Source organism: Pseudomonas sp. LRF_L74, from assembly GCF_965644255.1.
In the GTDB taxonomy this organism is placed as follows: domain Bacteria; phylum Pseudomonadota; class Gammaproteobacteria; order Pseudomonadales; family Pseudomonadaceae; genus Aquipseudomonas.
Genome location: NZ_CBFFRH010000001.1, coordinates 878327 through 889457, shown reverse-complemented (window position 1 = coordinate 889457; position 11131 = coordinate 878327). Strand labels below are relative to the sequence as shown.

9 protein-coding genes and 1 tRNA gene are annotated in these 11131 nt (G+C 61.6%); all 10 read left to right on the top strand.

The window, feature by feature from the left end; translation table 11 throughout:
- The first annotated feature begins 128 nt into the window (after positions 1-128).
- Positions 129-2675, top strand: a complete 2547-nt coding sequence (locus ACSZPK_RS04150) for an ATP-binding protein (protein ID WP_437880111.1) — start codon at positions 129-131, stop codon at positions 2673-2675.
- A gap of 239 nt (positions 2676-2914) precedes the next feature.
- The gene (locus ACSZPK_RS04145) at positions 2915-3688 is read left to right on the top strand and encodes an ABC transporter ATP-binding protein (RefSeq protein WP_437880110.1); all 774 of its coding nucleotides are present in this window, start codon (positions 2915-2917) and stop codon (positions 3686-3688) included.
- A 13-nt stretch (positions 3689-3701) separates the two neighbouring features.
- Positions 3702-4451 carry an ABC transporter substrate-binding protein gene (locus ACSZPK_RS04140; protein WP_437880109.1) on the top strand — a complete coding sequence of 250 codons (750 nt, stop codon included), beginning with the start codon at positions 3702-3704 and terminating at the stop codon, positions 4449-4451.
- A gap of 61 nt (positions 4452-4512) precedes the next feature.
- On the top strand, positions 4513-5208 hold the full coding sequence (locus ACSZPK_RS04135) for an ABC transporter permease (protein WP_437880108.1): 696 nt from the start codon (positions 4513-4515) through the stop codon (positions 5206-5208).
- Positions 5205-5897, top strand: coding sequence for an ABC transporter permease (locus tag ACSZPK_RS04130; RefSeq protein ID WP_437880107.1), 693 nt, complete (start codon positions 5205-5207; stop codon positions 5895-5897). Before ACSZPK_RS04135 ends, ACSZPK_RS04130 begins: the two co-directional genes overlap by 4 nt.
- A gap of 9 nt (positions 5898-5906) precedes the next feature.
- A complete protein-coding gene (locus tag ACSZPK_RS04125) occupies positions 5907-7112 on the top strand; it encodes a methyltransferase (RefSeq protein WP_437880106.1) in 1206 nt (401 codons plus the stop codon).
- 295 nt (positions 7113-7407) lie between these two features.
- Positions 7408-7483, top strand: a tRNA-Thr gene (locus tag ACSZPK_RS04120).
- 162 nt (positions 7484-7645) lie between these two features.
- A complete protein-coding gene (locus ACSZPK_RS04115) occupies positions 7646-8968 on the top strand; it encodes a tyrosine-type recombinase/integrase (protein ID WP_437880105.1) in 1323 nt (440 codons plus the stop codon).
- Positions 8969-9866: 898 nt separating this feature from the next.
- The gene (locus ACSZPK_RS04110; RefSeq protein ID WP_437880104.1) at positions 9867-10850 is read left to right on the top strand and encodes an integrase domain-containing protein; all 984 of its coding nucleotides are present in this window, start codon (positions 9867-9869) and stop codon (positions 10848-10850) included.
- Positions 10843-11118 (top strand): hypothetical protein, encoded by a 276-nt coding sequence (locus ACSZPK_RS04105; protein WP_437880103.1) that lies wholly within the window; start codon positions 10843-10845, stop codon positions 11116-11118. The genes ACSZPK_RS04110 and ACSZPK_RS04105 overlap by 8 nt, the downstream gene beginning before the upstream one ends.
- The last annotated feature ends 13 nt before the right edge of the window (positions 11119-11131 follow it).

Below are 11131 nucleotides of genomic sequence, written 5' to 3'. Positions count from 1 at the left end.
ACGCAATGACCAACGACAGCGGTGGGAGAAAAAGGTGGAATCTTTTTTTCGGCTTTATTTCAAAGTTGCCCCTTCTTCTGACTTCAGCCCTCCGTATGATGGATCACCGCTCCCCTGGACGCACCGCGATGCCCGAGCCCATAGATCAGACCTGGATCAGCGAAGACTTCCTTGCCGGTGACAGCGTCATGGCCCGGCTGATTCGCGCCAAGGACTGGAGCACATCGACACTCGGCCCCATCGAGCAATGGCCACAGGCGCTGAAATCGGTCCTTGGCGTGGGCCTGAACTCCAGACTTCCGGTCTGCATTTACTGGGGGCATGACCTCAACCTGCTCTATAACGACGACTGGAGCGCCATCCCGGGCGACAAGCATCCCTGGGCGCTGGGCCAGCCCGCGCGGGAGGCCTGGGCCGACATCTGGTCGATCATCGGCCCCATGTACACCGGCATCCTGCAGACCGGCATCGCCGTGCATGCCGAAGACGGCATGCTGCCCATGCAGCGTTTCGGTTACGTGGAGGAATGTTACTTCACCTATAACGTCAGCCCGATCTTCGGCAGCGACGGCAAGCCGGCCGGGCTTTTCAACACGGTCATCGAGACCACCGCCAACGTGCTGCAAGGCCGCCGCCAGCAGTTGCTCGGGCGCCTGCGCGACAGCGTGCATACAGCGACATCGGTGACCGACGCCTGTCGCGACGCCGCGCGCCTGATTGGCGGGGCACCCGAGGACCTGCCGTTCTTCCTGTTCTACGTGAACACCCCCGAAGAAGCCCGGCTGCACGCCAGCTGTGGCCTGGCAGCGGGCCACCCGCTGGCGCCCCTGGAAATAGAGCTGGGCCAGGAGTCCCAGGCCTGGCCGCTGGATATCGCGGCGAAACGGCGAGGCCTGGTGCAGTGCGAAGGCGCCTCCTGCGGCCCCCTCGCACCATGGCCGGAGCCGGTGAACGACGCTTGCGTGTTGCCGCTGTTCACCGAAGGTGGCGCCCAGGAAGCGCTGGGATTCCTGGTGTGTGGCATCAGCCCACGGCGCCAGCTCGACAACGGCTACACCGAGTTCCTCGAAGAACTCGCCAGTTGCCTGGCCTACGGCCTGGCCCAGGTCATGGTGCATGCCGAGGAACTGCGCCAGGCCGCGGAGATGGCCCGGCGCGTCGAACTGCGCACGCGCGAGCGCGACCGTATCTGGTCGTTGTCCCAGGACCTGCTCTGCGTGGTCGACATCACTGGCGTGCTGATCAGTGTCAATCCAGCCTGGAGCAACGTGCTTGGCTGGAGTGAAGACGAACTGCTGGGCAAGACCACGCGCTGGATCGAACACCCCGAAGACCTCGCCAGCAGCGACGAAAAGCGCCAGACCCTCGCCGAAGGCCAGCGCCTCGAGCGTTTCGAGAACCGCATGCGCCACAAGGACGGCAGCTATCGCTGGATTTCCTGGAGCGCGACCCCGGAAAACAACCTGCTCTATGGCAATGGGCGCGACATCACCGAGGAAAAACGCACCGCCGCGGTGCTCGCCGAGACCGAGGCGGCCCTGCGTAGCGCACAGCGCATGGAGGCGGTCGGCCAACTCTCGGGAGGCATCGCCCACGACTTCAACAATCTGCTGGCCGGCATCCAGGTCAGCCTCGACCTGATCGAACGACGCATGCCGGACGAGGTACGCGTCGAACTGGGGCGCTTCGTCCAGGCCGCCAGCGACTCCACCCGGCGCGGCGCGGCCCTGACCAGCAGCCTGCTGTCCTTCGCCCGCCGCCAGGCCCTGGACCTGCAACCGGTGCCACTCAATACCCTGATCGAGGAACTGCGCGAGCAACTCGAAGAAACGGCTGGAACGCGAACCCACCTGATGCTGGAGCTCAGCCCGCAGGCCGGCAACATACGCAGCGATGTCAACCAATTGCGCAACGTGCTCCTGCACTTGACCAGCAATGCCCGCGACGCCATGCCAATGGGTGGCAGCCTGTATATCGCCACACGCACCATCAGTGCCCCGGCCGAAGCCGACATCCCGGCTGGCGACTACCTGCGCCTGGAGGTACGCGACAGCGGCAGCGGCATGGAAAAAGACGTGGCCGCGCGCGCCTTCGAGCCATTCTTCACCACCAAGCCACTGGGCAAGGGCAGCGGCCTTGGACTATCCATGGTGTATGGTTTCATCAAGCAGATCGGCGGACAGATCCGCCTCGACAGCAAGCCGGGAGCAGGCACCCGCGTCAGTCTCTATTTCCCGCGCGATGCCGTCGCGCCCGCAGAGGAACAACCCGCGATGATCGAGCCATTGCCGGTCGAACCCCGCCGAGAAAGCATCCTCGTGGTCGAGGATGCCGACGTGGTGCGCATGCTCACCGTCGAGGTGCTCGAAGAATTCGGTTACCAGGTCCTTCAGGCGGCCGACGCCGAAGACGCCTTGCTCGTCCTGCGCAGCGATGCGCCGATCGGCCTGCTGATGACCGACGTCGGCCTGCCCGGCATGAACGGCCAGCAACTCGCCGTCGAAGCCCAGCGCCTGCGCCCGGGCCTGCGCGTGCTGTTCGCCACCGGCTATGCGGAGATCGTCAGCATCGACGGCAGCGAACTGGCGACGCACATGGACGTGATCAGCAAGCCCTTTTCCCTCGACGACCTGCGCGAGAAGGTCAAGAACCTGCTGGATGGCGCGAATGGCTGACCGGCCGGTCAGCCGACGACCGACCGCCGCGGTACTGGAATTGCAAGGAACAACCGGGTAGGGTGCGCCGCCTGATAGTCCGAGTACGACTCGGCGCGCATTTTCAATCCGCGCGACAATCGACTGTGATGATGCGACACGCTCCATGTCCCCACTCCCGCCATCTGGCTATGCTAACTGCATGATGCCAGGATGGCGGTGACCGGCTGGAGCGCATTTCGAACCGATGAGGACATCCCATGGCAGAGGCCAAGCCCGCGCTGGAAATCCGCAACCTGCATAAACGCTACGGCAAACTCGAAGTGCTCAAGGGCGTCTCGCTGACCGCCAGCGACGGTGACGTGATCTCCATCCTCGGCTCGTCGGGTTCCGGCAAATCCACCTTCCTGCGCTGCATCAACCTGCTGGAAAACCCGCACGAGGGGCAGATCCTGGTCGCCGGCGAAGAACTCAAGCTCAAGGCCGCCGGCAATGGCGAACTGGTCGCCGCCGACAACAGGCAGATCAACCGGATGCGCAGCGAAATCGGCTTCGTGTTCCAGAACTTCAACCTGTGGCCGCACATGACCATCCTCGACAACATCATCGAGGCGCCACGCCGTGTGCTGGGGCAATCCAAGGCCGAGGCCATCGAAGTGGCCGAGGCGCTGCTGGCCAAGGTCGGCATCGCCGACAAGCGCCACGCCTTCCCCAGCCAACTGTCCGGCGGCCAGCAGCAACGCGCGGCCATCGCCCGAACCCTGGCGATGCAGCCCAAGGTGATTCTGTTCGACGAGCCGACCTCGGCCCTCGACCCGGAAATGGTACAGGAAGTGCTTAACGTGATCCGCGCGCTCGCCGACGAAGGCCGCACCATGCTGCTGGTCACCCACGAAATGAACTTCGCCCGCCAGGTTTCCAACAAGGTGGTATTCCTCCACCAGGGCCTGGTCGAAGAACAGGGCACACCCGAGCAAGTGTTCGAATCGCCGCAGTCGGCGCGCTGTAAACAATTCATGTCCAGCAATCGATAACGGAGCACCCCGCATGAACTACAAGAAGATCCTGCTGGCCGCAGCCGCCACCCTGGCCTTCGCCGGCCACGCCGGCGCCGCGGACAAACTGAAGATCGGCACCGAAGGCGCCTACCCTCCCTTCAACCTGATCGACGCCAGCGGCCAGGTCGGCGGTTTCGACGTGGAAATCTCCAAGGCCCTGTGCGCCAAGATGAAAGTCGAGTGTGAAGTGGTCACCTCCGATTGGGACGGCATCATCCCGGCCCTCAATGCGAAGAAATTCGACTTCATCGCCGCCTCCATGTCGATCACCGACGAGCGCAAGCAGACCGTCGACTTCACCGATCCCTACTACACCAACAAGCTGCAGTTCATCGCGCCGAAAAACTCCGACTTCAAGTCCGACAAAGGCAGCCTCAAAGGCAAGGTGATCGGCGCCCAGCGCTCGACCATCGCCGGCACCTGGCTGGAAGACAACCTCGACGGCGTGGTCGACATCAAGCTCTACGACACCCAGGAAAACGCCTACCTCGACCTGTCTTCCGGCCGCGTCGATGCGGTCCTGGCCGACAAGTTCGTCAACTGGGAATGGCTCAAGAGCGATGCCGGCAAGGACTTCGAGTTCAAGGGCGAGCCGGTGTTCGACAACGACAAGATCGGCATTGCCGTGCGCAAGAACGATCCGCTGCGCGAGAAGCTGAACGCGGCCCTGAAGGAAATCGTCGCCGACGGCACCTACAAGCAGATCAACGACAAATACTTCCCGTTCAGCATCTACTGATCCGCTCGAGCGCCACCTAGCCAGTGGCGCTGTTCTTCCTCAATCAGAATAAAGACAGACGATGATTTTCGATCTGCATGGCTTCGGCAACCAACTCGCCGAAGGCACACTCATGACCCTCAGGCTGTCGCTCGCGGCCGTTACCGGCGGGCTGCTGCTCGGGCTGCTCGGGGCTGCCGCCAAGACCTCCAGGCTGCGCCTACTGCGCGGCCTCGGCACGCTCTACACCACCGTGGTGCGCGGCGTGCCGGAAACCCTTTGGGTCCTGATGATCTACTTCGGCACCGTCAGCGGCATGAATGCCCTCGGCGCGCTGTTCGGTCATCCGGACCTGGCCCTGTCGCCCTTCGCCGCCGGCACCTCGGCCCTGGCCCTGTGCTTCGGCGCCTACGCCACCGAGGTCTTTCGCGGCGCGCTGCTGGCGATCCCCAAAGGCCATCGCGAAGCCGGCCAGGCCCTGGGCCTGTCATCAGCGCGCATCTTCTGGCGCATCGTCCTGCCGCAAGTCTGGCGCGTGGCCTTGCCGGGCCTGGGCAACCTGTACCTGGTGATGCTCAAGGACACCGCCCTGGTTTCGCTGATCTCCCTCGACGAAATCATGCGCAAGGCTGGCATCGCCTCGAACGCCACCAAGGAACCCTTCACCTTCTACATGACCGCCGCGGCCATCTACCTGTGCCTCACGGCCCTCGCCATGGCCGTCATGCACCTGGTGGAAAAACGCGTGAACCGTGGCTTCGTGAGGAACGAGCTATGAACGAGTGGGAATTGCTCGTCAAATGGACGCCGAAGATGCTCGAAGGCGCCCTGCTCACCCTGGAGTTGCTGGGCCTATCGGCACTCATCGGGCTGATCCTCGCCGTACCGCTGGGCATCGCCCGCGCCTCCAGGCACTGGTACGTACGCGCCCTGCCCTATGGCTACATCTTCTTCTTCCGCGGCACGCCGCTGCTGCTGCAACTGGCGCTGGTGTACTACGGCCTAGCCCAGTTCGACGCCGTGCGCAAGAGCATGTTCTGGCCGTATCTGCGCGATCCGTTCTTCTGCACCCTGCTGGCCATGTCGCTGCACACCACGGCCTACATCGCGGAAATCCTGCGTGGCGCCATCCACGCCATCCCTATCGGTGAAATGGAAGCGGCCCGCTCGCTGGGCATGTCACGCCGCCAGACCCTGATCTTCATCGTCCTGCCGCGTGCCGCCCGCATCGCCCTGCCCGCCTACAGCAACGAGGTGATCCTCATGCTCAAGGCCAGCGCCGTGGTCTACACCGTGACACTGTACGACCTGATGGGCATGGCCAAGACCATCGCCGCGAAGAACTACCAGTACATGCTGTTCTTCTGCTACGCCGGCCTGTTCTACCTGCTGATCACCCTGGGCCTGACCCTGGTGTTCCGCCTGATCGAGAAACACCTGCGGGTCGATGCCACCCAAGGCCGCTGAGGCCAGAACATGCTCAGCGGCAACCACCTGCTCGAACGCTTCCAGGCCCTGGACGTCTTTCTCCTGGAACACCAGCACTTGTGGCGTCCCAAGCCATTCGTGGCCTTGCGCCTGGAGTGGGAAACGCAACTGCCCGCGCTCTCGACCTGGCTGCGCAGGCGCAGCCTCGAACAGGCCGAAGCGGACCATAACCGCCCGCACCTGATCGAAGCACCCGCGCCCTTTTCCGCACTGGCACGCACCGCCTTGGCGCTCAGCGAAGTCGATGCCTTGCCCGCTATTCCCAGCGCCGCTCCGTCATCACGGCAGAACGTCGACGTGCCCGGGCGCAAATGGCAGCAGATCGAAGCCTTCGGCGCATGCCTGCAATTTCGCCAGGCGCCCGCCCACTGGCTGGACTGGTGCTCGGGCAAGGGCCACCTCGGCCGCTTGCTGGCAAGCGGCGGTGCCGCTGCACTGACCTGCCTGGAACACGACCCGGCACTGGTCGCGGCCGGTCAGCGGCAGAGCGACCGCCTGCACATCGCGGCCCAGCATCGCCTGCAAGACGTCATGGCCGCCGGCAGCGAACTTCACGTGCGTGCCGATCACACACCCGTGGCCCTGCATGCCTGCGGCGATTTGCACGTACGCCTGCTGAAACTGGCCAGCGCGGCCGGCTGTGGACAACTCGCCGTAGCCCCCTGCTGCTACAACCGCATCGCGGGCGAGCAGTACATTCCCCTGTCCATGCCGGCGGCGGCTTCGGCACTGGAATTGTCCCTGGACGACCTGCGCCTGCCCTTGAGCGAAACCGTCACCGCCGGTTCGCGCCAAAGGCGCCAGCGCGACCAATCCATGGCCCGGCGCCTGTCCTTCGACCTGCTGCAACGCCAACTACGCGGCAGTGATGGCTACCTGCCGACCCCTTCCCTGCCTGTCGCCTGGCTGCACGAATCCTTCGAGCACTATTGCCGCCACCTCGCCTCGCTCAAGACACTGGAAATCACCGGGCAGATCGACTGGGACGACCTGGAACGCCAAGGCTGGCAACGCCTCGCCGAGGTCCGCAACCTGGAATTGCTGCGCAACCTGTTCCGCCGCCCGCTGGAACTGTGGCTGGTCCTCGACCGCGCCCTCTACCTGCGAGAACAGGGCTACCACGTCCGCCTCGGCAGCTTCTGCCCATACGAACTCACCCCACGCAACCTCATGCTGCTCGCCGAACGCCCCTGAGTTTTCCCACAAAACCTGTGGATAACTCTGTGAGCAATTTCTGCAGAACCGTCCCAAATCCCCATCCAACCGGACCTGCAAAAAGCCGTTCACTTTTTGATCAGTGGCTTAAAAAGCCAATGAAAACAGCGGATTAATTCTCCAAGCCAAGTTCACAAGCGTGAACCACCTCACAGCAAAAGTGCCATCACCCTCTTTGTGCATAAGCAAATAGCTGTCGATAGCCGAGCTTCATTAAATCTGATTGAGCTAATGGGTTTACTCCAGCTTCGCAATAGCTATAATGGCCGCCCTTGCCGGTATAGCTCAGCTGGTAGAGCAACTGACTTGTAATCAGTAGGTCCCGGGTTCGACTCCTGGTGCCGGCACCATTTTAGGTTCCACTGACATCCTCAGATATCCGTGGAACCCCCGGAAAACCCGCCCTCTGGCGGGTTTTTTCGTTTTGGCGTTCCGTCGGTTTCCACCGCCAGCCAGGGTTCAAAGGGATAAGGTTTGGGATACCACTCAGTTCGATATTGAGGAGTATCCTAATGGCTCGCACCACTGCGCCCCTTTCTGATAACGCCTGCCGCACGGCAAAACCTCGAGAGCGCGAGTACAAGCTCTTCGACGGTGACGGCCTCTACCTGCTCGTCCAAGCCAACGGTCGCAAAGGCTGGAGGCTCAAGTACGTAAAACCCGATGGCCGGGGAGGCCTCACCTCATTTGGCAGCTACCCGGTAGTCGGACTGGCTGACGCACGCCGCAAGCGATTTGAGTTCAAGCAGCAGCTTGCTAACGGTATTGACCCTATCCAGGCCAAGCATCAGGCCAAGGTCCAAGCCGTGATCGACGGCCGAACCTTTGAAAGCGTTGCGCTCGATTGGCACAGGATGATGTCGGCCAAGTGGGTACCAGGCCATGCCAAGACAGTGTTGAGTCGGCTCAAGACTCATGTCTTTCCGTTGATTGGCGAACGCGCCATCGTCGATCTGGACACCTACGATCTGATGCAGCCGTTGGAGGCCATCAAGAAGCGCGGCACTGTCGACGTTGCCTTGAGGGTACAAAACTACCTGCAGTGCATCATGCGCGAAGCCAAACGCCTCAGGCTCATCGGCGTCAATCCAGCTCACGATCTGGTCGGCTCGATCAAGCAACCTCGGGTCATCCATCGCCCGGCACTGCCATTGTCACGCTTGCCAGAGCTGCAAGAGCGAATCGACAACTACGAAGGCCGCGCACTGACGCGCCTCACGGTGATGCTGTCGTTACACGTCTTCGTCCGCTCCAGCGAATTACGCTTCGCCCGATGGAGCGAGTTCGACCTGCAGCGCGCAGTCTGGGAGATTCCAGATACACGCCCTGCCCTGGAAGGCGTCGCCTTTTCCACTCGCGGCACGAAGATGGCTGGCGACATTCACGTTGTCCCCTTATCGCCGCAAGCACTGGCTCTGCTTGAGCAGATCCAGGCAATCACGGGTGAGTTCGATCTGGTCTTCGCTGGCGATAACAACCCGCGCAAACCCATGTCAGAAAACACGGTGAACAGCGCCCTGCGAAAAATGGGTTACGACACCAAGCAGGAAATCTGCGGCCACGGCTTTCGCTCGATGGCGTGTAGTGCACTGATCGAGTCGGGCTTGTGGTCGGAGACAGCCATCGAACTCCAGATGAGCCACAAGGAGCGTAACAACGTTCGGGCGGCTTACATCCACAAGGCCCAGTTCCTTGAAGAGCGACGGATGATCATGAACTGGTGGAGCCGTTATCTCGACGTGAATCGGCAGGAGCACGTCAGCCCCCATGAGTTCGCCAACCGGCTCGGAGAGAACGTCACTCGTCTCAAGGTCAAACGCGCAGTCAGCGAGTGAGTGCACGCCCTCAATGCCAATGCGAGCCGCTTTTCAATCAGGGTCCATCAAAACGGGGTGGCTCCGCCGCCCCATTTTGATGGACCTCGCCGTTAAAGCTCAAAGCCCCGACGATTCCGCAGAAGCGCACTACTGTCCACCGACAGAATTTTTATCCACAGCTGCAAAAAACCCAAAGAATCCATCCTTTACATCAACTATCCACAGGCGTAGAAACGAGGGGTACAAACGCTGTCGTCGACAGCATCCCAGGTAGCCAGGACCTTTGAGGCTACGCCACTTTTGTGGTGGTTCATCCCAAGCGCGATCAGCATCCGGCGGCGCGTGCGATCACTACCCATGTGATGGATGCCTCTTCAGTTCATTGCCACTGCGGCAAATACCTTCACGACTTTTCTGCCCTGCAGCAACTCACTCACTTGGCCATTCCCAGCGCCAACCTCTGCCCGTCTCTTTTCCCAGAAAAGAGACGGGCACTCGTCCCACTGCTGCAGCCCAGCTACCACGGGGCTCTGCCGCAATTCACCTTGTGACAATCCACGTGACAAACACCCATGTCACTAGCAACAGCGATGCAGATGGTGGTGCAGCAGACCAAGGATTGGCCTGCACCTGACTGACAGTCAGGCATGCCCCAGCCATCACACCGCTGCCTTCACCCGACTCAGGATCTCGCGGCGCTGGTTTCGTCAGCCAACCCAGCCTCCACCCGCCCACCGGCAACGGTGATCAGGAGGCCAGATCATGAGATGCCCAAGCTCCCGGACGTAAGGAGCCGCTAGTCCTGCGTAGTGGACAACCCCACAGGCCGCAGGGGCCTTGATCCCTGATAACACTCAGCATTCTTGGCGGGATGACGTGGGGCAAGACCGGGAGGCTTAGGTAGGAGGTAACTGGTATGGCGCTGGTTGGAAAACGAGATGGCCGTAATTTTGGATACGGCAGGCAATTGAGCTATGCAGGGTCGCAGGCGCTGAAGGATATGTTCGGCGGCGGCCACTACGGCACGGTCAAAGCGCATGGTGATCGGTGGCAGGCATTCGTACGCTGGTGCCGGTCGGAAGATGGGCCGGGGTTCAACGATGCGCGGCAGATTGATCGACAGACCTTGCTGGATTACGTCGGATACCTGCGTCAGCAAGTTGAACAAGGCGAAATCGCCATCGTCACTGCGCAGAACCGAATCTCCAGCGTGAACCGAACCATGGCGGCGCTTCGCGGTGATAAGCATGTGAAAGTGCCGAGCCCAAGCAGAGCGTTGGGCATGCAGCGCGACAGTGTGCGTCGCTCAGTGCCGCAAGGCCAAGACCGCGAACAGGTTAAGCAGATAGTCGACGCACTCTGCGAGCGACAGATGCCACGCGCCGCTGCCATCGTTCAATTAGCCAGGGCCACTGGCATGCGCTTGCGTGAGGCCATCCTGGCTGACCTGCCACGGCTATGCCGAGAAGCCAATGACCACGGCAAGATCAACATTCAGGACGGCACCAAAGGCGGCCGTGCCGGTGCTTCAGCGCCGCGCTGGATTACAGCGGATCAGCACGTTAGCGATGCGCTTGGATTTGCGCAGCGTGTTTCGCCAGCGGGTAGCCGAAACCTGATTGCCCCCGACGAAAACTACATGGATGTGCTGCAACACGTAGTACGCCCGGCGCGGGATGTTCTACACACGCATGACCTCAAAGGCTTTCATGAACTGCGAGCAGCTTACGTCTGTGAGCGCTATGAGCAGATCACCCAACACCGCACACCTATCAATGGCGGTCGCTGCTACGAAATAGACCGGAGCCTTGATCACGATGCCCGAAAGCAAATCAGCTATGAGCTGGGGCACGGTCGGATCGATGTGGTTGCGGCCTATATCGGTGGCCGGCATGAGTAAGACATTCGATATGGAACTGTTCCTGGCTGGCGTGCTGACCGGCTCAAACGCGACCCGGCAACGCCACCTGCGCCAGGCGAAAATCATCCAGGCTGAAATCGCAGCACGCTGGCAGCGAGAAACGCCTTGGGCCTGGCAGAGAAAGCATCTGGCTTGGTTTCTTGAACACCGATTGAGCCAACAGAGCGAGGCGACGCGGTATTACTACCTGCTGACGGTCCGATTGCTAGTTCGGCGCCTGCAGACGTCGTGGGTTTTCAATCTTTGAATGGAGGCCTGAT